Source organism: Antrihabitans spumae, from assembly GCF_043944905.1.
GTDB classification, from domain to species: domain Bacteria; phylum Actinomycetota; class Actinomycetes; order Mycobacteriales; family Mycobacteriaceae; genus Antrihabitans; species Antrihabitans spumae.
Map to the genome: position 1 here is coordinate 225,639 of NZ_JBIMSN010000062.1, position 20,791 is coordinate 246,429.

Annotated in this window: 21 protein-coding genes, 1 pseudogene and 1 riboswitch; of the genes and pseudogenes, 14 read left to right on the forward strand and 8 right to left on the reverse strand. The window is 63.5% G+C overall.

What is annotated here, in order from left to right; all coding sequences use genetic code 11:
- Positions 1-118: 118 nt before the first annotated feature.
- Both ACHIRB_RS16355 and ACHIRB_RS16360 read left to right on the forward strand, forming a co-directional pair.
- The gene (locus tag ACHIRB_RS16355; RefSeq protein WP_395124104.1) at positions 119-3,427 is read left to right on the forward strand and encodes an error-prone DNA polymerase; all 3,309 of its coding nucleotides are present in this window, start codon (positions 119-121) and stop codon (positions 3,425-3,427) included.
- An 18-nt stretch (positions 3,428-3,445) separates the two neighbouring features.
- Positions 3,446-4,405 carry a DUF4349 domain-containing protein gene (locus ACHIRB_RS16360; protein ID WP_395124103.1) on the forward strand — a complete coding sequence of 320 codons (960 nt, stop codon included), beginning with the start codon at positions 3,446-3,448 and terminating at the stop codon, positions 4,403-4,405.
- Positions 4,406-4,413: 8 nt separating this feature from the next.
- Here the strand turns inward: ACHIRB_RS16360 and ACHIRB_RS16365 are convergent, their stop codons facing one another.
- Positions 4,414-4,878, reverse strand: coding sequence for a tRNA (cytidine(34)-2'-O)-methyltransferase (locus ACHIRB_RS16365; protein ID WP_199703188.1), 465 nt, complete (start codon positions 4,876-4,878; stop codon positions 4,414-4,416).
- A 33-nt stretch (positions 4,879-4,911) separates the two neighbouring features.
- Here ACHIRB_RS16365 and ACHIRB_RS16370 point away from each other — a divergent pair, with 33 nt between their 5' ends.
- The 3 genes from ACHIRB_RS16370 (at position 4,912) to ACHIRB_RS16380 (ending at position 6,704) form a co-directional block, all read left to right on the forward strand.
- Positions 4,912-5,517, forward strand: coding sequence for a pentapeptide repeat-containing protein (locus ACHIRB_RS16370; RefSeq protein ID WP_199703187.1), 606 nt, complete (start codon positions 4,912-4,914; stop codon positions 5,515-5,517).
- A 37-nt stretch (positions 5,518-5,554) separates the two neighbouring features.
- Positions 5,555-6,394 carry a bifunctional methylenetetrahydrofolate dehydrogenase/methenyltetrahydrofolate cyclohydrolase gene (locus ACHIRB_RS16375; protein ID WP_395114161.1) on the forward strand — a complete coding sequence of 280 codons (840 nt, stop codon included), beginning with the start codon at positions 5,555-5,557 and terminating at the stop codon, positions 6,392-6,394.
- Between the two features lie 64 nt (positions 6,395-6,458).
- Positions 6,459-6,704: a DUF3017 domain-containing protein gene (locus tag ACHIRB_RS16380; RefSeq protein WP_395124143.1), complete on the forward strand. Its 246-nt coding sequence runs from the start codon at positions 6,459-6,461 to the stop codon at positions 6,702-6,704.
- 10 nt (positions 6,705-6,714) lie between these two features.
- On the opposite strand, the gene metX is transcribed toward ACHIRB_RS16380, so the two are convergent.
- Both metX and ACHIRB_RS16390 read right to left on the reverse strand, forming a co-directional pair.
- Positions 6,715-7,854 carry a homoserine O-acetyltransferase MetX gene (gene metX, locus ACHIRB_RS16385; protein WP_395124102.1) on the reverse strand — a complete coding sequence of 380 codons (1,140 nt, stop codon included), beginning with the start codon at positions 7,852-7,854 and terminating at the stop codon, positions 6,715-6,717.
- Positions 7,851-9,146: a bifunctional o-acetylhomoserine/o-acetylserine sulfhydrylase gene (locus ACHIRB_RS16390; protein ID WP_395124101.1), complete on the reverse strand. Its 1,296-nt coding sequence runs from the start codon at positions 9,144-9,146 to the stop codon at positions 7,851-7,853. Before ACHIRB_RS16390 ends, metX begins: the two co-directional genes overlap by 4 nt.
- An 81-nt stretch (positions 9,147-9,227) precedes the next feature.
- Positions 9,228-9,337: riboswitch (SAM riboswitch) on the reverse strand.
- Between the two features lie 212 nt (positions 9,338-9,549).
- Here ACHIRB_RS16390 and ACHIRB_RS16395 point away from each other — a divergent pair.
- Both ACHIRB_RS16395 and ACHIRB_RS16400 read left to right on the forward strand, forming a co-directional pair.
- Positions 9,550-10,773: an NADP-dependent isocitrate dehydrogenase gene (locus ACHIRB_RS16395; protein WP_395124100.1), complete on the forward strand. Its 1,224-nt coding sequence runs from the start codon at positions 9,550-9,552 to the stop codon at positions 10,771-10,773.
- Positions 10,774-10,850: 77 nt separating this feature from the next.
- Positions 10,851-12,065, forward strand: coding sequence for an MFS transporter (locus tag ACHIRB_RS16400; RefSeq protein WP_395124099.1), 1,215 nt, complete (start codon positions 10,851-10,853; stop codon positions 12,063-12,065).
- A 4-nt stretch (positions 12,066-12,069) separates the two neighbouring features.
- On the opposite strand, the gene ACHIRB_RS16405 is transcribed toward ACHIRB_RS16400, so the two are convergent.
- Both ACHIRB_RS16405 and ACHIRB_RS16410 read right to left on the reverse strand, forming a co-directional pair.
- Positions 12,070-12,894, reverse strand: coding sequence for an alpha/beta fold hydrolase (locus ACHIRB_RS16405; protein ID WP_395124098.1), 825 nt, complete (start codon positions 12,892-12,894; stop codon positions 12,070-12,072).
- A 103-nt stretch (positions 12,895-12,997) separates the two neighbouring features.
- Positions 12,998-13,654 (reverse strand): SCP2 sterol-binding domain-containing protein, encoded by a 657-nt coding sequence (locus ACHIRB_RS16410; protein WP_395114171.1) that lies wholly within the window; start codon positions 13,652-13,654, stop codon positions 12,998-13,000.
- Between the two features lie 75 nt (positions 13,655-13,729).
- On the opposite strand from ACHIRB_RS16410, the gene ACHIRB_RS16415 reads away from it, so the two are divergent.
- From ACHIRB_RS16415 to yhjD, 5 genes are read left to right on the forward strand one after another with little or no spacing between them, the layout of a single operon-like run.
- Positions 13,730-14,533, forward strand: a complete 804-nt coding sequence (locus ACHIRB_RS16415; RefSeq protein ID WP_395124097.1) for an exodeoxyribonuclease III — start codon at positions 13,730-13,732, stop codon at positions 14,531-14,533.
- Entirely contained in the window at positions 14,530-14,964 is a 435-nt protein-coding gene (locus tag ACHIRB_RS16420) for a guanyl-specific ribonuclease (protein WP_395114174.1), read from the forward strand. Before ACHIRB_RS16415 ends, ACHIRB_RS16420 begins: the two co-directional genes overlap by 4 nt.
- Positions 14,964-15,392 carry a barstar family protein gene (locus tag ACHIRB_RS16425; RefSeq protein WP_395114176.1) on the forward strand — a complete coding sequence of 143 codons (429 nt, stop codon included), beginning with the start codon at positions 14,964-14,966 and terminating at the stop codon, positions 15,390-15,392. Before ACHIRB_RS16420 ends, ACHIRB_RS16425 begins: the two co-directional genes overlap by 1 nt.
- A 56-nt stretch (positions 15,393-15,448) precedes the next feature.
- On the forward strand, positions 15,449-16,474 hold the full coding sequence (gene trpS, locus ACHIRB_RS16430) for a tryptophan--tRNA ligase (RefSeq protein WP_395114177.1): 1,026 nt from the start codon (positions 15,449-15,451) through the stop codon (positions 16,472-16,474).
- Entirely contained in the window at positions 16,471-17,496 is a 1,026-nt protein-coding gene (gene yhjD, locus ACHIRB_RS16435; RefSeq protein WP_395114178.1) for an inner membrane protein YhjD, read from the forward strand. The genes trpS and yhjD overlap by 4 nt, the downstream gene beginning before the upstream one ends.
- Here yhjD and ACHIRB_RS16440 read toward each other — a convergent pair.
- Positions 17,493-17,825, reverse strand: a pseudogene (locus ACHIRB_RS16440) (zinc-binding dehydrogenase); the annotation flags it as partial. The gene yhjD and the pseudogene ACHIRB_RS16440 sit on opposite strands and share 4 nt — an antisense overlap.
- A gap of 107 nt (positions 17,826-17,932) precedes the next feature.
- A complete protein-coding gene (locus ACHIRB_RS16445) occupies positions 17,933-19,264 on the reverse strand; it encodes a D-alanyl-D-alanine carboxypeptidase family protein (protein ID WP_395114179.1) in 1,332 nt (443 codons plus the stop codon).
- A gap of 146 nt (positions 19,265-19,410) precedes the next feature.
- On the opposite strand from ACHIRB_RS16445, the gene ACHIRB_RS16450 reads away from it, so the two are divergent.
- Together ACHIRB_RS16450 and ACHIRB_RS16455 are read left to right on the forward strand one after the other, a co-directional pair.
- On the forward strand, positions 19,411-19,923 hold the full coding sequence (locus tag ACHIRB_RS16450; RefSeq protein ID WP_395114180.1) for a GbsR/MarR family transcriptional regulator: 513 nt from the start codon (positions 19,411-19,413) through the stop codon (positions 19,921-19,923).
- Positions 19,920-20,171: a hypothetical protein gene (locus tag ACHIRB_RS16455; protein WP_395114181.1), complete on the forward strand. Its 252-nt coding sequence runs from the start codon at positions 19,920-19,922 to the stop codon at positions 20,169-20,171. Before ACHIRB_RS16450 ends, ACHIRB_RS16455 begins: the two co-directional genes overlap by 4 nt.
- Here ACHIRB_RS16455 and ACHIRB_RS16460 read toward each other — a convergent pair.
- Entirely contained in the window at positions 20,166-20,768 is a 603-nt protein-coding gene (locus ACHIRB_RS16460; protein ID WP_395124095.1) for a CHAP domain-containing protein, read from the reverse strand. The genes ACHIRB_RS16455 and ACHIRB_RS16460 overlap by 6 nt on opposite strands.
- Between the last annotated feature and the right edge of the window lie 23 nt (positions 20,769-20,791).

Here is a 20,791-nt window from a genome sequence, read left to right on the forward strand (position 1 = left end):
ACTTACTCAACAGTAAGTTCCGATCCCGCAGTCGTCAATGGTCCAGTCCGACGCGGCGATGCAGACTTGTCGGTGGTCGAATGTACGTTCGAGGAATGTTCTTCGAAACGATCAGCTGATGGGCTGGAATCACGGATCGGGCTGGAACTCCGGTCCACCGACCTGGTCGGAGCTGGAACGAGTGCTGTCCGGCAGGCCAGGCAGGACCAACCCGGAGGCGATGTATCCGGGTGACGGCGGCGACAGTCCGGCGTGGTCGCGCAAGCGCGGCGAGTATCAGGCGGCACCGATCGATTCGATCGACGGACCGGTGGTGCCGTACGCGGAGCTGCACGCACATTCGGCGTACAGCTTCCTCGACGGTGCCAGCCATCCCGAGGAACTCGTCGAGGAAGCCGTTCGACTCGGTCTGGAAGCTATCGCGATCACCGATCACGACGGCTTCTACGGGGTCGTCCGGTTTGCCGAAGCGGCCAAAGAGCTGAATATGAAGACGGTGTTCGGATCCGAACTGTCGTTGGATACCACCGACGCCCGTACCGGTTCGCCGGATCCCAACGGCACACACCTGCTTGTGCTCGCCCGCGGCCAAGAAGGCTATCGACGCCTCTCTCGTGCAATCGCAACCGCACATCTGGCGGGTGGCGAGAAAGGGAAGTTGCATTACGACTACGACGCGCTGACGGAGGCGGCCGGTGGGCACTGGCAGATCTTGACCGGCTGCCGAAAAGGTCACGTCCGCAAGGCTTTGACGCAAGGAGGAGCCGAAGCGGCAGGCGCGGCGCTTTTCGATCTGGTGGAACGGTTCGGCAAGGATCGAGTGGTCGTCGAATTGACCCATCACGGCATACCTGAGGACGACGAACGCAATGCCGTTCTCGCAACCATTGCCAGGCAACAGCAGCTGCAGGTGATCGCAACGACGGGAGCGCATTTCGCCGCGCCACGCAGTCGCAGGCTTGCCATGGCGATGGCCGCGGTGCGGGCGAGGCAGAGCTTGGACGAGGCAGCCGGCTGGCTTGCGCCGACCGGTGGCGCGCATCTGCGATCCGGTGCCGAGATGGCCAGGCTGCTGCATGCCCATCCCGAAGCGGTCGGCAATGCGGCAGACCTCGGACGTGAGTGTGCATTCGACCTGAAGTTGATCGCCCCGCAGCTGCCACCGTTCGATGTCCCCGCTGGCCATACCGAAAACAGTTGGCTACGCGAATTGGCGATGACGGGTGCCCGAAGGCGCTACGGCACCCCGGAGCGACAACCGAAGGCGTATCGGCAGATCGAGCACGAGCTGAAGATCATCGGCGAGCTGAAGTTCCCCGGTTACTTCCTTGTCGTGCACGACATCGTGTCGTTCTGCAAGAACAACGACATCCTTTGTCAGGGGCGAGGTTCCGCCGCCAACTCGGCCGTCTGCTACGCCATCGGGATCACCAATGTCGATCCGGTCAACAACGAACTGCTCTTCGAGCGGTTTCTTTCGCAGGAGCGAGACGGTCCGCCGGACATCGATGTCGACATCGAATCGGACCGGCGGGAAGAGGCAATTCAGCACGTCTACAACAAGTACGGCCGCGCGTATGCGGCACAGGTAGCCAATGTGATCACCTATCGAGGTAAGTCGTCGGTTCGGGATATTGCTCGCGCGCTTGGTTTTTCGCAAGGCCAGCAGGACGCGTGGAGCAAACAGGTGAACCGCTGGAGTGGCATAGGCAAGGAGGTCGACACGGATATCCCTGCCGCGGTCCTCGAACTGGCGGAGCAGATCGAAGGATTTCCCCGACATCTCGGCATCCACTCCGGCGGGATGGTGATCTGTGACCGTCCGATTGCAGACGTCTGCCCGGTCGAATGGGCGCGGATGGAGAACCGAAGTGTTCTGCAGTGGGACAAAGACGACTGTGCCGCAGTGGGATTGGTCAAATTCGACATGCTCGGCCTCGGCATGCTCTCGGCGTTGCACTACATGATCGACCTTGTCGCCGAGTTCAAGGACATCGAGGTGGATCTCGCCAGGCTCGACCTCACCGAAGCAGCCGTGTACGAAATGCTGCAGCGTGCCGACTCGGTCGGTGTGTTCCAGGTCGAATCCCGCGCACAGATGGCGACCCTGCCCCGGCTCAAGCCGCGAACGTTCTACGACCTCGTCGTCGAGGTGGCGCTGATTCGGCCAGGGCCGATCCAGGGTGGCTCGGTGCACCCGTACATCCGCAGGCACAACGGTCTGGAACCGGTGACCTACGACCACCCTGCGCTGAAGAACTCGCTCGAACGAACGAAAGGGGTTCCGCTCTTCCAGGAGCAGCTGATGCAGATGGCCATCGACGTCGCGGGATTCTCCCCAGCCGAAGCCGATCAACTCCGACGCGCGATGGGATCCAAGCGGTCACCGGAAAAGATGGAACAGCTCAAGGGCAGGTTGTTCGACGGTATGCGGGAAATGCACGGCATCACAGGCAATGTCGCCGACCGTATCTACGAGAAGCTCTACGCGTTCGCCAATTTCGGCTTCCCGGAAAGTCATTCGCAGAGTTTCGCCTCGCTGGTGTTCTACTCCTCGTGGTTCAAGCTGCACCACCCTGCAGCGTTCTGCGCGGGTCTGTTGCGAGCGCAGCCGATGGGCTTCTATTCCCCGCAATCGCTTGTCGCGGATGCTCGTCGCCACGGTGTGGTCGTGCACGGTCCCGACATCAACGCCAGTCGCGCAGAGGCGACCCTCGAGGACAAGGGCATGGTGGTGCGGCTCGGTCTCGCTGCGGTCCGCCATATCGGCACCGAACTCGCGGAGCGGATCGTCGGTGCCCGCGAATCGGGTCCGTACTCGTCGTTTCTCGACCTCACCGGCCGAGTCGAGCTGAGTACCGCGCAAGCCGAAGCGCTGGCAACCGGCGGCGCACTCGGCAGCCTCGGCATCACTCGCCGAGAGGCACTGTGGGCTGCGGGTGCGGCAGCCGGCGAGCGACCCGATCGTCTGCCGGGTATCGGCGCATCGACACAATCCCCGGCATTGCCCGGCATGAGTGATCTGGAACTGTCCGCGGCCGATGTGTGGGCGACAGGGGTGTCGCCGGGCACGTACCCGACCGAGTTTCTACGGCCGCAGCTGGACGCCCTCGGGGTCATCACAGCCGATCGGCTACTTGCCGTTCCCGACGGCGATCGTGTGTTGGTCGGGGGAGCGGTGACGCACCGGCAACGTCCAGCGACGGCTGCGGGAGTCACCTTCATCAATCTCGAAGACGAGACGGGGATGGTCAACGTCGTCTGCTCGGTCGGGCTGTGGGCGAAGTACCGGAAGCTGGCGCAGATGGCACCTGCGCTGCTGGTCCGCGGGAAGGTGCAGAACGCCGAGGGGGCTGTAACCGTGGTTGCCGACCGATTACAACGGATGGATCTGCGAATAGCCGCTAAGTCTCGGGACTTTCGATGATTCCGCTACCCTGCGATCATGAAGCGCCTACTGCTCGCGATGTTCGTCGCGATGAGCTTTCTGCTGCTTGCCTGTGGGGACGACTCCAAGAGCGACTCCAGCAACGATACCGACGCCTCATCGCCGGGTGCGCTGATGGATTCGGCGCCACCGCTCGCTGCGCCCGCCAACCCCGCCGAGCGCAGCATGGAAACCCAGATGAAGGCGCCGCCAGGCGCCGATCAGGCAACGCGGAAGGAAATCACAACGGGCAGTGTGAACATCACCGCCTCGGATCCGATCGATGCAGCCCGCAAAGTCGCCGATCGCGTGACCTCGCTGGATGGCCGAATCGACGAAAAAACGGAGCATCCAGGTACCGACAACTACACGAAACCACGTGCGACGCTTACGGTTCGAGTTCCCTCGGACAAGACGGATCAACTGATCGACGATCTACAGGACTTCGGCAAGGTCACGAGCATCTCGGTCAGCAAGAGCGATGTCACGCTGCAGTACGAAGACGTCGACGCCCGGATCAAGGCACTACAGACCTCGGTCGACCGGCTGCGCGCGCTGATCGCCGGCGCGACCAACACCGCCGACCTGATCGAAGCCGAGAACGCGCTGTCGAACCGTCAGGCAGAGTTGGACGGTCTGACCGCCCAGAAGCGCGCGCTGGACGACCAGATCGAACTATCGACGCTCACAATCGAATTCGCGACAGAAGATGCACCGCCACCAGGAGAGGACCCAGGTCCGGACAACTTCTGGGACGGTATCGTCGCAGGCTGGAATTCCCTCGTCGACGCGATCGGTGCGGTCGTGGTCTTCATCGGCAAAGCCATCCCGTGGCTCGGCTTCCTCGCGGTCGTCGGGGCTGTGATCTGGATCGGCTGGCGCGTGCTCGGGCGGACCCGTCGTCCCGGGCGGCAGCAACCACAGCCACAACCCGAGCCGACCCGCGAGCACGAGGAAGCCCCTGCTGCAGACAAGTGATCTGGGCGCTAGACCCCACCGCCGAAGTCGTTTTGTCGCCACGCCTCGTATAGAGCGACCGACGCCGCGTTCGCAAGATTGAGTGAGCGTCGCCCCGCCAGCATCGGAATCCGCAGCTGCTCGGTGACGTGTGGGTCGTTGAGGACCTCGTCGGACAGCCCGGTCGGCTCCGGACCGAACAGCAGAACGTCGCCGGGCAGGTAGGCGATATCGGCGTAGGACGTCGTCGCGTGCGCGGTGAACGCGTACACCCGTTCGGGCTGTAGCGCTGCCCACGCCGACGGCAGGTCCTCGTGCACGGTCACCGACGCGAGGTCGTGGTAGTCGAGTCCGGCGCGACGCAGCTTGGGCTCGGACATGTCGAAGCCGAGCGGGCCTACCAGATGCAGTTCGCACCCGGTGCCGGCACTCAAGCGAATGGCGTTACCGGTGTTGGGTGGGATGCGGGGCTCGTGGAACATCAGTCGAAACACCCGACCAGCCTGTCAGAGGCGGAAAATGGAGTTATGGCTAGCGTCGATTTCGAGGAGTTCGTCGACGAGGACTATTCCGAAGCGCAGTTGTCGGAGCAGCGCCTGTCCGATCGGCACTACACCCGCTGCTCGTTCCGCGACGCCGACCTGTCCGGCCTGACAACCGAACGTGTCGTGTTCACCGAGTGCGACTTCACCGGCGCGGACCTCGGTAGTTCCGTCCACGTCGCGTCGGCGTTCAGATCGTGCACGTTCACGGGAACCACACTGTGGCACGGCACGTTTCGTGGCTGCTCGATGCTGGGATCGGTGTTCGAGCGGTGTCGAATGCGGCCCATCGTGCTGGAGGAGGTCGACTTCTCGCTGGCGTCGCTCGGTGGCGCAGATCTGCGGAAAGTGGACCTGAGCGATTGCCGGTTTCGCGAGGCGAGCCTGGTGCAGGCGGACTTTCGCGGCGCATCGCTGCACTCGGTCGATCTGACGGGTGCCCGCACGATCGGCCTGAAGTTGGACAACGCCGATCTGCGGGGCGCTCGGATGGATGCACAACTGTGGATGTCGGCCAAGGTCGACGGTGCACGAATCGAACTGACCCAAGCGGTCGCCTACGCGCGCGCGAACGGCCTGATCGTCGAGTAGCGCGGGATCGCGCACTCGCGTCTGAAACAATGGAGTTGTGATTCTCCTTGACGGCAAAGCGACCCGTGACGAAATCTTCGAGGACCTGACCAAACGAGTTGCATTGCTGCGGGAGCGTGGAATCACGCCCGGCCTCGGCACGGTGCTGGTCGGCGACGATCCTGGCTCGGCAACGTACGTCCGTCTCAAGCACAGCGACTGCGCGAAGGTCGGCATCAATTCGATCCGCCGCGACCTGCCTGCCGATGTGAGCCAGGCGCAACTCGACGACACCATCGACGAACTGAACGCCGATCCCGCCTGCACGGGCTACATCGTCCAGGTCCCGCTGCCGAAGCACCTCGACGAGAACGCCGCGCTGGAACGGATCGATCCCGACAAGGACGCCGACGGTCTGCATCCGGTCAACCTCGGCCGTCTGGTGCTCGGCAAGGAGTCGGCGTTGCCGTGCACGCCGCGGGGCATAGTCCACCTCCTGCGGCGCTACGACGTGCCGATCGCCGGTGCGAACGTCGTCATTGTCGGCCGCGGCATCACCGTCGGCCGACCGCTTGGCCTCATGCTGACCAGACGGTCTGAGAATGCCACAGTGACGCTGTGCCACACCGGAACTCGTGATCTCGCCGCCGAAGTGCGTCGTGCCGACATCGTGGTTGCGGCAGCGGGCGTACCGGGATTGATCACCAAGGACATGGTCCGGCCGGGCGCTGCGGTCATCGACGTCGGCGCGACCCGTGGTCCCGATGGACGTGTTGGCGATCTCGCGGTCGACGTCGCCGATGTTGCAGGCTTCCTCTCACCGAACCCGGGTGGTGTCGGACCGCTCACTCGCGCATTCCTGCTGTCCAATGTCGTCGAACGGGCCGAACAGGAATGACGAGCAAGTGACGAGCCGGACCGGCCGCAGTCGCATCGTGCTGTACGTCCGCTGCCACCTCCCGATGGTGGTGGTCGTCGCGGTCGTCGCACTTGCCGTCGTGTTCATCCTGTCCGAACGGTGGCGTCGCGGAGCATTGGTGTTCGGCTCGGCGACCCTGCTCGGCGCGGCGTTTCGGCTGTGTCTACCGACCGATCGCGTCGGGCTGCTCGCAGTCAGGGGTCGATGGTTCGATGTCGGCGCGATGACAGCGGTTGGCGCGGCAATCGTTCTGCTTGCTGCATCGATCGATCCGCTCGGCACGGGTTAGCGGCAAAGATCTAACCCCGTCGCGCGAGTTCCATCGTCTCGTCCAGCAGTGTTGCGACCGCTGTCGCTTCGGTGAGGAAGCCGTCGTGACCGTCCTTCGAATGCACGATCTCCAGCCCACGACAACCCGGTAGGAGGTCTGCGAGTTCCTGCTGGGTCCGCAGCGGGTACAGGCGATCGGAGTCGACACCGCCGACCACACACGGCACCTGCGTTGCACGAAGCGCGGCTTCGACGCCACCTCGGTTGCGACCGACGTCGTGGCGGTTCATCGCCTCGGTCAGCAGGACGTAGGTTGCGGGATCGAAGCGCGCGATCAGCTTCTCGGCCTGGTGCTCGAGGTAGCTTTCGACCGCGTAACGCCCACCCTCCCAGGGGTTTTCGTCCTCCTGCGAGAAGTTCTCGAAACGATGGTCGAGTTCGAACTCGGTCCGGTAGGTCAGATGTGCGATCCGGCGGGCGATGCCGATGCCCGTCGTCGGAGTGCGGCCGGTGCCGTGATAGTCGCCGCCCTGCCAGTCCGGGTCGGCCTGAATCGCGGCGATCTGGGTCGTCTGTGTGCCGATCTGGTCGGCTGTCGCGCGAGCCCCGACGGCGAGCACAAGTGCGGAGGACACGCGATCGGGCGCACCGACCATCCACTCCAACACACGCATGCCGCCCATGGATCCGCCGACGACCGATGCGAGCCGCTCGACACCGAAGGCATCGGCAAGAGCGATTTCGGCCGACACCTGGTCGCGGATCGAGATTTCGGGGAAACGGGAACCCCAGACCTTGCCGTCCGGTGCGATCGAACCGGGGCCCGTGGTGCCGCGGCAGCCGCCGAGCACGTTGGTTGCCACGACGCACCATTCGTCGGTGTCGATCGGTGCGCCCGGCCCGACCATGCCGTTCCACCAACCGGGTGAAGGATGCTCGGAGTTCGCGGGACCGGTGATGTGCGAATCGCCGGTCAGCGCGTGCTCGACGAGCACGATGTTGTCCTTGTTCGGAGACAGCGCGCCCCAGCGTTGGACCGCGAGGGTGACCTCGGGAATCACTGCGCCGCTTTCGAGTACGACCTCGCCGATCGACACGCTGCCGAGCCGCCCGTCCGGAGGCGGCAGAACCGCCTCCGGACGTGCTGCTCGAGATTTACTCACTGTCAAGATGCTGCCGCCGTCAGCCCAACCTCGAGGTCGGCAAGAATGTCGGCGATACCTTCGATGCCGACTGCCAGACGGACGAGACCGGGGGTGACACCCGATGCGAGCTGTTCCTCGGGAGTCAGCTGCGAGTGGGTCGTCGAAGCCGGGTGGATCACCAGTGAACGCACGTCACCGATGTTAGCGACATGGCTGTGCAGCGTCAGCGCGTTGACGAAGCGCTTGCCTGCGTCGACGCCACCGGCCACCTCGAACGCCACGATCGCGCCTGCGCCCTTCGGCGCGAGCTTCTGTCCGAGCTCGTACCAAGGCGACGACGGCAGGCCTGCGTAGGCAACGGACGTCACCTCAGGACGGGCTTCGAGCCACTCGGCGACCGCCTTGGCGTTCTGGACGTGACGCTCGACCCGCAGGCTCAAGGTCTCGATACCTTGGCTGATCAGGAAGGCGTTGAACGGCGATATTGCCGCACCGAGGTCGCGGAGCAACTGGACACGGGCCTTCAAGGAAAAGGCCGGCGCGCCGAGATCGGCGAACACGACACCGTGGTAGCTGGGATCGGGTGTCGTGAATCCGGGGAAGCGACCCTGAGTCCAGTCGAACGTGCCACCGTCGACGATCACGCCGGCAATGGCGGAACCGTGTCCGCCGAGGTACTTCGTCGCGGAGTGCACGACGATGTCGGCGCCGTGCTTCAGCGGCTGGATCAGGTACGGCGTCGCGACGGTGTTGTCGACGATGAGCGGGATACCCGACTCGTGCGCGACGGCCGAGACACCGGGGATGTCGAAGATATCGTTCTTCGGGTTCGAGATCGTCTCACCGAAGAAGGCTTTTGTGTTCGGGCGGATTGCGGCGCGCCACTGCTCGAGGTCGTCCGGATCTTCGACGAACGACACCTCGATGCCGAGCTTGGGCAGCGAGTAGTGGAAGAGGTTGTAGGTGCCGCCGTAGAGGCGAGGGCTCGACACGATGTGGTCGCCGGCGCCTGCGATGTTCAGAATCGAGTAGGTCTCGGCGGCCTGACCCGATGCGACGAGCAGAGCTGCGACGCCGCCTTCGAGTGCCGCGACGCGCTGTTCGACGGCATCCTGAGTCGGGTTCATGATGCGGGTGTAGATGTTGCCAGGCTCGGCAAGTCCGAACAGGGCTGCGGCGTGGTCGGTGTTGTTGAACGTGTAGGACGTGGTCTGGTAGATCGGCAGTGCGCGCGCGTTGGTCGTGCCGTCGGGGACCTGGCCGACGTGAACTTGCTTGGTCTCGAAAGACCATTCGGGCGCAACGGATTCAGTCATGGAAACTCCAGAGAAAGGTAATGGGAATGCGGGGCGGGGGATGGGGTCTATCCGCTACAGCAACACATTTTGAAACCTCCTACGGCGCGCTTGCTCTCGACTGTCGAGGGCCTTGTCATCACCCGGGGCACCCCGCCGCGAAGGAGGGTTGCCGACCAGCGAGCCGGGGCTTGTCGCTGATGCTCGTGACCTGGCGAACATCGTATATGTCCGCTCCGAATAATCGAACTACCGGGGTTGGCAGATTGTGTTCCGACACGGACGACCGTCATGTTTAGCATTGATAGGCACGCTGACAGGCGCAGCCGTATACGTTGACTGTTGATGCCGCAAGCGCGCCCACAAGGTGCGTTCGCGGCCGCAGCACCGAGGGAAGACCTTCTCAGGAGGACGCGAAACACCCATGTCGAAGATCAAGGTAGAAGGCACCGTCGTCGAGCTCGACGGCGACGAGATGACGCGGATCATCTGGAAGTTCATCAAAGAAAAGCTGATCCATCCTTATCTCGACGTGAACCTGGAGTACTACGACCTCGGCATCGAATATCGGGACGAGACCGACGATCAGGTGACGGTCGACGCCGCCAACGCCATCAAGAAGCACGGTGTCGGCGTCAAGTGCGCGACCATCACGCCGGACGAAGATCGCGTCGAGGAATTCGGCCTCAAGAAGATGTGGCGTTCGCCCAACGGCACGATTCGAAATATACTGGGCGGCACGATCTTTCGTGCGCCGATCATCATCTCCAACGTGCCGCGGTTGGTCCCTGGCTGGACCAAGCCGATCATCATCGGCCGCCACGCGTTCGGCGATCAATACCGCGCGACCGACTTCAAGGTCCCCGGGCCGGGCACCGTCACCATCACCTACACACCCGACAACGGCGACGAACCGATCCAGCACGAGTTGGTGCACTTCACAGAGGAAAGCCTCGGCGGAGTCGTGCAGGGGCAGTACAACTTCAATCAGTCGATCATCGACTTCGCGCGGGCCTCGCTGAATTACGGCCTGCAGCAGAACTATCCGGTGTATTTGTCCACGAAGAACACGATCCTCAAGGCGTACGACGGCCAGTTCAAGGACACGTTCCAGGACATCTACGAAAAAGAGTTCAAGGCCGAGTTCGACGCCGCCGGATTGACTTACGAACACCGCCTCATCGACGACATGGTCGCGTCGTCGATGAAGTGGGAGGGCGGCTACGTCTGGGCTTGCAAGAACTACGACGGCGACGTGCAGTCCGATACGGTCGCCCAGGGCTTCGGCTCCCTCGGCCTGATGACCTCGGTGCTGCTTACGCCGGACGGCAAGACCTGCGAGGCCGAAGCGGCGCACGGTACGGTCACGCGGCACTATCGGCAGCATCAGGCCGGTAAGCCGACATCGACGAATCCGATTGCATCGATCTTCGCGTGGACCCGTGGACTGGAGCACCGGGGCAAACTAGACAGCACTCCCGACGTGATCGGCTTCGCGCAGGCGCTGGAAGACGTTGTCATCACGACCGTCGAGGGCGGTCAGATGACGAAGGACCTCGCACTGCTGGTCGGCGGCGATCAGGGTTATCTGACGACCGAGGAGTTCCTCGGCGCACTCGACGAGAACCTGCAGAAGGCATTGCGCTGATAGCCGCCTGTTGTCAGTGACCGACTTCACCGCCGCATCGGGATGATTTCCGCTCCTCGAGGCGGTTGTACGCAAGCGTGCCTACTACAACCGCGCCACGTGCTGAGCTGGCCAGCACCGACTCGGCCAACTCCGGAACCCGCCGCTGGGCGATGCTCGCCCTCGCGATGGGTGGTTTCGGTATCGGCACCACCGAATTCGTGGCGATGGGCCTACTTCCCGACATCGCGTCGGGCATCGGCGTATCCGAGCCGACCGCGGGCCATGTCATTTCCGCCTACGCGCTTGGCGTCGTCGTCGGAGCCCCGCTGCTTGCAGCCGCCACGGCACGCCTCCCGCGAAAGCTGGTCCTCATCGGCTTGATGGTCGCCTTCACCATCGGCAATGCCGCCACCGTGTTCGCGCCGAGCTACGAGTGGCTCATGGTCTCGCGCTTCGTCGCAGGCTTGCCACACGGTGCGTATTTCGGTGTCGCGTCCCTTGCCGCCGCGTCACTCGTTCCCGCTGGACAGCGAGCCAAAGCCGTTGCCACGGTGATGCTCGGCCTCAGCGTCGCGAACGTCGTCGGGGTCCCGGCCGCCGCTGCCCTTGGTCAACATTTCGGCTGGCGCAGCGCCTTTACGATCGTCACCGTCATCGGCGTTGCCACGGTCGCCGCGCTCGTGCGTTGGGTGCCGGACCTGCACGGCGTCGCCATAACGAATCCGATCACCGAACTCGGTGCACTGCGCCGCTCCCAGGTGTGGTTGACCCTTGCGGTCGGCACTGTCGGCTTCGGCGGCATGTTCGCCGTGTACACCTACGTCAGCACCACGCTGACCGACGTGGCCGGGTTGCCGATCGCCTGGGTTCCGGTCGTTCTGATGGTCTACGGCGTCGGGATGGTCGTCGGCAACATCGTCGGCGGCATCCTCGCCGATAGGGCGTTGATTCCCAGCCTCTTCGCGCTGCTGGCAACGATGGCCGTCGTGCTCGCGTTGTTCGTCGCTGCTGCGCACAACCCGTATACCGCAGTTGTCGGCGTGTTCGCCATCGGCGCGGCGGGAGCCGCTTTGGTCCCCGGGCTGCAAACCCGGCTGATGGACGTGGCGGCAGATGCGCAGTCGTTGGCCGCCGCGCTCAACCATGCGGCGCTCAACATCGCCAACGCAGCGGGTGCGTGGCTCGGCGGCATTGTCATCGCCGCAGGTCTCGGCTACACCGCGCCGGCAGCCGTCGGAGCGATGCTTGCCATCGCCGGATTGTTCGTACTCGGGATCTCGGTTCTTGCACAGCGCCGGACCGCCGACTGACCCGCTATACCGCTCGCAGGTGCGGCCGATAGGACGCGACGTGTTCGGAGATCAGCGCGGCCACCTTCTCCGGTGCCTCCAGCTGAGGGCAGTGGCCGACGCCTTCCATCGTGACTCGGTCGGCGACCGCCGGAAGCTCGTCGATGAACATGCTCCCGTAGCGGCGCATGGGGATGATGCGGTCGTATTCGCACAGCAGCAGCCGAGTCGGCACCTTGACATCGGCAAGGCCGGTGACTCCGCCACCCTTGAGTCCGGACCACAGCACGGGCAGGAATGCTCTGCAGTTCGACGCGGCGAGAATCATCGCCTCGGCGTCCTGTGGCTCGACGGCCTTCGCATCTTTGCTCACCAGGGGCAGGAAAGCTCGGTGTACGAGGCGATTTCGGGCCACGAAGCCGCCGACGAGTTTGCCGATCCCGACGAGGGGACCGAGTGAAAGAAATTTGAGACCGACCAGGATTGCGTCCGGGCTCAGATGACGCCAGCCGCCAGCTGGAGCCACAGCGGTCAGGGTGCGCGCGCGACCGCGACGTTCGAGTTCGAAACCGACCCAACCGCCGAGCGAGTTGCCGACGATGTGGCAGGTGTTCCAGCCGAGTTCGTCGAGTTGCTTCTCAACGGCGTCGGCGATCGCGGAGGCGCTGGCGTCCCACCCGTTCAGGGGAGGCCCACCCCAGTGACCCGCGAAGGCGGGCGCGAAGACCTCGTAGGACTCCGCCAATCGCTCGGCGACACCGCGCCAGACATGAGGGGAGAGCATAAATGGCTGCAGGAGCAGGACCGGCTCACCGGATCCCAGATGTAGCGCTGCGGTCGACTGAGTCACGCGGAAGGACCTTTCCTCGACGTCATTGTCCGGAAAAAGCTCTTGATGCTGAGTTACCCGTTACTGAGGCTCACACACGGTGATGCCGAGCGCAAGTACCCGCTCAGGCTGACGGAACCTCGAACATCTTCATAAATCCCGCGGCGAACCCGATCGAGCCGCTCACTTTGACCTTGCCGCGAACGAACATCATCTTGGCCCCCGCATTGCCGGTCGCCAGTTTCAGCAGGCTGGCCGGGCTGAGCGTGATCGTCGTCTTCGCATCGGGTGCGAGCGACTTCTCGACGCTGCACTTTCGGTCAGCGATGGTGACTGCGTAGTCGTCGGTTTCCTTGCCGCCGTTGCCTTTCCCGCTGACCCGGAACTGCATGACGACCCTGCCGTCGCGAGCCCGCTCGGGTAGGAAGTGGGCGTCCATCCGCCGGAACAGTTCGTCGAGGACTCGGGCGCGCAACGCGGGATCCGCTGTCGCGGCTTTGAGTTGATCGTCGGACGCCCGGGCGATCAACTTCGCGAAGTTCGTTGCGTCCATCTTTGCCAGGTCGACGTCGGCACCTGCGTCAGCGAGGCGCGCGAGGTTGCTCAGCAGCGACGCGAATTCCTCGTTCTTCAGCTTCTTCGGATCGACGAGGCGGCCGACGACGTCGACGTCGAGATCACCTATCGCCGGGTCGTCGGCTTGCAAACGTCCTAGTAGCGCTACGAGTTCGCTGGACTTCAGCTTCGAGAGTGCGGCCTCGCCGAGGTCGGTTTGCGTCATGGGCTAAACCGTAAACCGTAGGTCGCGGGTGCTGTGCGGAGGGTTGGCTGCGCCAGGGTCCGCTACCGTGCTCACGTGGCTCACATCATCTCGTCCGTCAACGTCAACGGTGTCCGTGCCGCTGCTCGGAAAGGTTTGCTCGAGTGGTTGGCGGCAACCGAGGCAGACGCTGTGTGCCTGCAGGAAACTCGGGCGACCGACGACGAATTGCGGGTGGCGCTCGGTCCGGCGCTGGCGTCCGGTTGGCATCTCGCTTCCGCGGAACCCACTGCCGCAAAAGGTCGAAGCGGGGTCGCGATCCTGTCCCGCAGGCCGGCCGACAAGGTTCGCGTCGCCTTCGGTTCCGACGAGTTCGCCGAATCCGGTCGCTACGTCGAAGCCGACTTCGGTGACTTGACGGTCGCGAGCGTGTACGTCCCGTCCGGTGGCGTCGGAACGCCTCGTCAAGACGAGAAGGACCGTTTCCTGGACGCGTTCGGACGCTACCTCCGAGCCGCAGCGCTGGCGACGACGGAGGCGAACAAGAATCTGGTCGTGAGCGGCGACTGGAACATAGCCCACACCGACCTCGATCTGAAGGCTTGGAAGGCCAATCGGCGGTCGTCGGGATGTCTTCCATACGAACGTGTTTGGATCGATTCACTACTAGCGGCCGGGCTGGCCGACGTCGCGCGTCGACTGAACCCGGACGTGGCCGGGCCCTACACCTGGTGGTCCTACCGCGGTCGCGCATTCGACAACGACGCTGGCTGGCGGATCGACTATCAACTGGCGACTGCGGAACTTGCGGAACGTGCCAAGCAGGTGACGGTCGAGCGAGCGCAGACGTACGACACCCGCTGGTCCGATCACGCACCCGTGACGGTGCAGTACCGATGAACAGGTCCAGACTGATCGGTGCGGGCGCGGCGGCAGTGTTGGTGGTGGTCGTTGCATTGTTGCTGCTGTCCTCACGTAGCGAAGACAGCGCGACGAGCGCCGGGGTCCCGACGACCGGTGACGGACGGTCGATTTCGGCGCAGGTGTCTGATGTACCCGCGGCGGCAACGCAAACTCTGCAGAAGATCGACGCGGGCTCGTGGCCCGAATCCGCGAATGCCCCAGGCACCAAGGGCGGCGAGACCTGGCGCAATCGTGACCGCCAGTTGCCGGTGAAAGATGCTGCGGGCAAAGCGATCACCTACAAGGAGTGGGACGTCAATCCGAAGCGGCGCGGCCAGACCCGTGACGCGGAGCGCATCGTCACAGGCAGCGACGGCTCCGCCTGGTACACGGGCGATCACTACAAAACCTTCACGAGGATGCGCTGATGTCGGATATCGAGAAGATCCTGACCGGTTCGCCCGTCGTCGGCCGCATTGTCGCCGCACGTGACGACGGTTCGATCAGCTATCGCGCGACCGAACTCGGCTACCTCGTCCGTACGGTTCGTGGTGACAAGATGCCGACCGTGCAGCGCCTGTTCGACGAGTTCGCGGCCGCATTCCAGTTCCCCGACTACTTCGGCGAAAACAAGGATGCATTCGACGAATGTATGCGCGATCTCGACGAATTCGTAGGCGCTGCACCCGGTTACGTCGTCGTCGTTCGGGCAGCCGAGCAGTTGCTCAGTCGGGAACCCGAAGAAAGGCGATGGTTCGTCGACGCGATGGACTTCTATGCGCAGGAGTGGGCGAAGAAGCCTGATCCGGTGCTGTTCAAAGTTGTCGAGATCAGTAGGGAGCCACGCCGCTCGTGAGTCCTTCCGGAGGGCAGGACCATCGAAAAGACTCACGAGGCGTAGCCTCCTAGACCATGTCCAGCACTGCCCCTACCTCGTTGCCACGCGTCCTGTCCGGGATTCAACCGACCGCAGATTCTTTCCATCTCGGCAATTATCTGGGCGCGCTGAAGGATTGGGTCGGGCTGCAGGACGGTTACGACGCGCTGTACTTCATCCCGGACCTCCATGCAATCACGATGCCGCAGGATCCGAAGTTACTTGCCAAGCGAACCCGGGTTTCGGTCGCGCAGTTGTTGGCGATCGGCATCGACCCGAACAAGTCGACGCTGTTCGTACAGAGCCAGGTACCGCAACATGCCGAGCTGGCCTGGGTGTTGAACTGCCTCACCGGTTTCGGCGAAGCGTCGCGGATGACGCAGTTCAAGGACAAGTCAGCGCGCGAAGGCAACGAGCAGGCGAGTGTCGGACTTTTCACCTATCCGATCTTGCAAGCTGCCGACATCCTGCTCTACCGTGCCCAGCACGTTCCGGTCGGTGAGGACCAGCGCCAACACCTCGAACTCACTCGCGACCTTGCACAGCGATTCAACAGTCGCTACAAGAAGACGTTCGTCGTCCCCGACGCGTACGTCATCAAGGGCACGGCGAAGATCTACGACCTGCAGAACCCGACGGCAAAGATGAGCAAGTCGGCCGCATCCGATGCCGGCATCATCAATCTTCTCGACGACCCGAAGGTTTCGGCGAAAAGAATCAAGTCTGCGGTCACCGACACCGATCGCGAGATCAGGTTCGATCGGGCGACCAAGCCAGGGGTGAGCAACCTTCTGGTGATTCTCGGTGCGCTGACGGGTGAGTCGATTGAGACCCTGGAAACTGGGTATGAGGGGAAAGGTTACGGCGACCTCAAGTCCGACGTAGCCGACGCTCTGGCCGATTTCGTCACCCCGATTCAGGCGCAAGTGAAAGAATTTCTGGCGGACCCGGCCGAGCTGGACCGGATTTTGACGATCGGTGCCGAGCGAGCACGTGCGATTGCCTCCGTGACCCTGCGGCAGGTGTATGAACGAGTGGGGTTCCTGACCCCGAAAGGGTGAGTGCCATCCCTGACGTCAAGGCAATCCTTAAGCAGCAACGCGACCAGCGGCCCTGGCTCGATCACCTGATTCGAGCCGCTGGACGATTCCAGCAACAACGCGGCGACTACTACGCCGCCGGCATCACCTACTTCACCGTGCTGGCGTTGTTCCCGTTGCTGATGGTCGGATTCTCGGCGGCGGGCTTCGTCCTCGTCGGCAATCCTGATCTGCTCGAAACCGTTCGCGAGAAGTTGACCGAGAACGTCGACGGATCGATGGGCGATCAGCTCAAAAGCTTGATCGATCAGGCGATCAATTCGCGCACCGGCGTTGGTGTCATCGGCCTGCTCGGCGCGCTGTACGCCGGGCTCGGCTGGATGGCGAACCTGCGTGCCGCGCTGACCGAGCAGTGGGACCAGAAGCACGAGCCGGACAACTTCGTGAAGACCAAGATCGTCGACCTCGGCGCCCTGATCGGACTTGCGCTCGCATTGGTCGTCTCGCTCGGTCTCTCGGCTATCAGCTCGGGCGCGGTCGGCAAACGTCTCCTCGGCTTGGTCAACCTCGACGAGGTGCCCGGCGTCGGAATTGTGCTGCGTGTGGTGTCGATCGCGTTGGCGCTGTTGGCGTCGTGGGCGGTCTTCGTGTGGGTGATCGCCCGACTGCCACGCGAACCGGTCACCATCAAGAGCGCGATGCGTGCGGCGCTGCTGGCGGCGGTCTTCTTCGAGATCTTCAAGCAGATTGCGACGTTTTATCTGAAGTCGGTCCTCGGCAGCCCAGCTGGTGCCGCGTTCGGTCCGATCATCGGTATCATGGTGTTCAGCTTCTTCACGGCGCGAATCATTTTGTTCGCGACGGCGTGGGCAGCGACCGCCGACGAGAACCTCGCGATGGTCGCAGTGCCCCCACCCGATCCGGCGGTCATCTCGCCGCGCGTCGAGGTCCGCACCGGACCGTCCGTTGCGGGCGGGATAGCTCTCGTTGGCGCGGGAGCCCTTGCCGCGCTCGGCATTTCGGGAGCCCGAAAACGGCGTTAGGCGGGACTTCGGTCTGCGGGGTCGACGACCAACACAAGCTTGCCGTGCACGTGGCCGTCCTCGCTCGCTCGGTGCGCGGCAGCGATCTCGTCGAGCGGGAAGGTTGTCACAACCGGGACGGAAAAACGGCCGGTCTCGATCAAGGCACCGATCTCGTCGAGCACGTGGAATGCGCGTCCAGCTTCTCCTGTGCTGAAAGTGACACCGTGCTCGCGTGCGCCGAGAAAGTCGGCGACGGTCACCACGTTCGCGGGACCTCCTGTGAGCTCGACAAGTTCCGGAAGGACGCCGCTCCCGGCGACATCGAGTGCGAGGTCGACTCCATCGTGGCCCAGCCCGGGCTGCGGATCAGGGAGATCCACGATCTCGAGAACATCCGGGCCACCGAACCTGGCGAACCGTGCCGCCTTCATAGCTGCTCCGATCGTGTGACGGGTCAGTGTCGGTTGCGCCGACGATTGAGCGAGTCGGCCCAGTAGAGCAAAGCGAGCACAACGAGCACACCCAAGAGGACGAAAACCAGAGGCCCAGCCCAACCGAAGTCGTCGTCGTTCGACTTCGGCAGTCGAGACGCCGTTGCGTCGACCGGCGGCGCAGCCAGTGTGACGCCACTGCTCTGCTGCCGACGTGACGTAGTCGTCGTGCCGGCTTTGCCTTCGGGTTCGACGAGTGTGCCGACCGACGCGTCGCGATCGAGAGAAAAGCCGTAGTCGAGCAGACGTGCCGCCTGCTCCCACGGTCTGATCGGCAACACATCGGCCTTGAGCAGCGTGATGCCGAGTCGGCGGCCATTGCGCTCGGCACCCGCGACGAAGGTCTGTCTGGCGTCGTCCGTGTAACCGGTCTTGCCGCCGAGTGCACCGTCGTAGTTGTAGAGCAGTTGGTTGTCGTTGCCGATCGTGAACGCCGGGTGATCCTTGTCGGCGGGGATGCGGGGGTCTGGCGGAAAGCCGGGAAACTGAACTTGCTCGGTATGGATCAGCTCTGCGAACTTCGGAATTCGCATCGCTTCGCGGAAGAAGAGAGCAAGGTCGTATGCGGAGCTCGACATGCCGGGACCGTCGAGGCCCGATGGTGTTGCGGTGCGAGTGTCCATGCCGCCCAACGACTTCGCGAGGTCGTTCATCTTGCGGACCGCTGCCTCGTCACCGCCGAGTTGAGCAGCGATGGCGTGCGCGGCGTCGTTGCCGGACGCCATGACCAGCGCTTGCATCAGTTGTAGATTTGTATAGCGCCCGCCGGGCCCGATGCCGACCCGTGTGCCATCGACCTCCGAATCGGCGATCGTTCCCGTGACAACACGGTTCAGGTCGAGTTCTCGCAACGCCACGATGGCAAGCAGGATCTTGATCGTGCTTGCGGGACGGTAGCGACCGTGCGGGTCCTTCGCGGCGAGAACAGCGCCGGAGTCGAGGTCCGACAGCACCCACGCTGTTGCGGAGATCTCCTTCGGCAACGCGGGCGCACCATCGGGTGTCACCGAACCGCAATCGCCCAACTCGTCACCGCCTACCGGCTCGTCCGGTATCGGCAAAGGCTGCGGCGTCGGATCGCCGGGGGCGGGCACTTCGGAGAGGTCGATCGCCTTCGGCGGACTCGAGCTGTTGGGGCAGTTGTCCGTGTTCGGGGTCGTGAAGGGTGTCGTCGTTACGGTCGTGGCTGTTGTGGTCGTCGGATCGTCGGCCGGATCGGCGACAGCGGGCCCACCCGACATCCCGATCAGGACCGCTGCGACGATCGCGACCGAACTCGTGAATCGCGCTCTCATGGTGGGGGCAGCCTAGGGCAGCGGAACGCCCGTAACCAAAGTGAACGAGGCGGATTGTCGGGCTTGATCGCTAATGTCCGGAATGGTGCTTGTCTTAGATGACACTTATTTCTGTCATTTGCGTCGAAGTGGGCTAGTCTGGCGTGGTGCCCGCCGATGCCGAGATCGTATTCGCCGACCATGTGGGCCGGTTTTACGCTCGGCAGTACGGATTTCCGCCCATGGCGGGGCGGCTGCTCGGGTACCTGTTCGTGTGCGAACCGGCGGCGCAAACGATCGACGAACTCAGCGACGCCCTGCTTGCGAGTCGCAGCGCTATCACCGGTGCCGTGAAAATGCTCGAGAGCTTTAACATCGTGCGACGCGACCGAGCTGCGGGGGAGCGCGTCGACCGCGTGACGATCGATCCCGAAAGTCGCCAACCGCAGAACTTCGACTCCGCAATTCACAAAGAGCACGCAGCGCTGTTTCGCGAAGGCCTTGCGCTGCTGAGTGACTCCGCTCCGGAACGCCGTGCACCGCTGGAAGAAACGATCGCGTTGGCCGAATTCCTCGGCGAGCGACTACCCGAATTGCGCGACGAATGGCTGGTTCGTCGTGAAAACCTCCGGCGCACAGGCGCATTACCGACGGCAACAACGACGAAGGGCACGCGATGATGGACCAAGAGCTCACCGACCTCAGGCGGCAAGCTGCTGAGGGTAGTCAGGATGCCGTCGACCAACTTGTCGAATTGGCAGGGGAGCGTGGCGATTTCGACGAACTGCGACGCCTCGCGGCCGACGGTAGTCAGGATGCCGTCGACCAACTGGTCGAACTAGCTGAAGAACGCGGCGACATCGCGGAGTTAGAACGACTCGCCGATGCAGGCAGCCAGGATGCCGCCGACATACTCGGCGAGCTATAGGACTCCGTAACCAACGATTCCGTCATCGCTGAGATCGACTGTGCTTACGCGAATCTCATCGCCCTCGTTGCCGCCGACGGTAGTCAGCGTCCCGGCATCGTTGGCGACGACGACGTTGGTGTGTTGGCCGAACTTGCTGTCGTCGCTGTAGAGCACGGTGTCGCCGATCTTCGGCTGATAACCGGTGCCATGTGCGACGAATCGACCATTCGAGGTGTAGAACTCCTGCAATGTGTAGACGCCGGGGATGCGCCATGATCCCGAGTTCGGATTTGCGAAAGGCATTCCTGCCTCACGCATGATCCAGCTGACGAAGTCGGCACACCACGGTTCGTCGACGCCTTCGGAATACTTCTCGCCAGGCGGTGCGGCGTCGAACTCGGCGTGTAGCAGCTCGACGATCTTGGCTTGGCGGGGGTCGAGGCCAGCGGTCGACACCGCTGGGAATGCTTGCGGCTCAGCAGCGTCGAATACGCCGACCTTGGCGACCGCGATCCCCAGCGCGATGGCGACGACCCCGAGCAGGGCAAACCCGCCGAGTATTGCACGCGTTGTTCGAGGTGCCGCCGATCTTTCCCTCGCTGATGTTTCCCCCATGACAACGAGAATAGCGGCAGGTC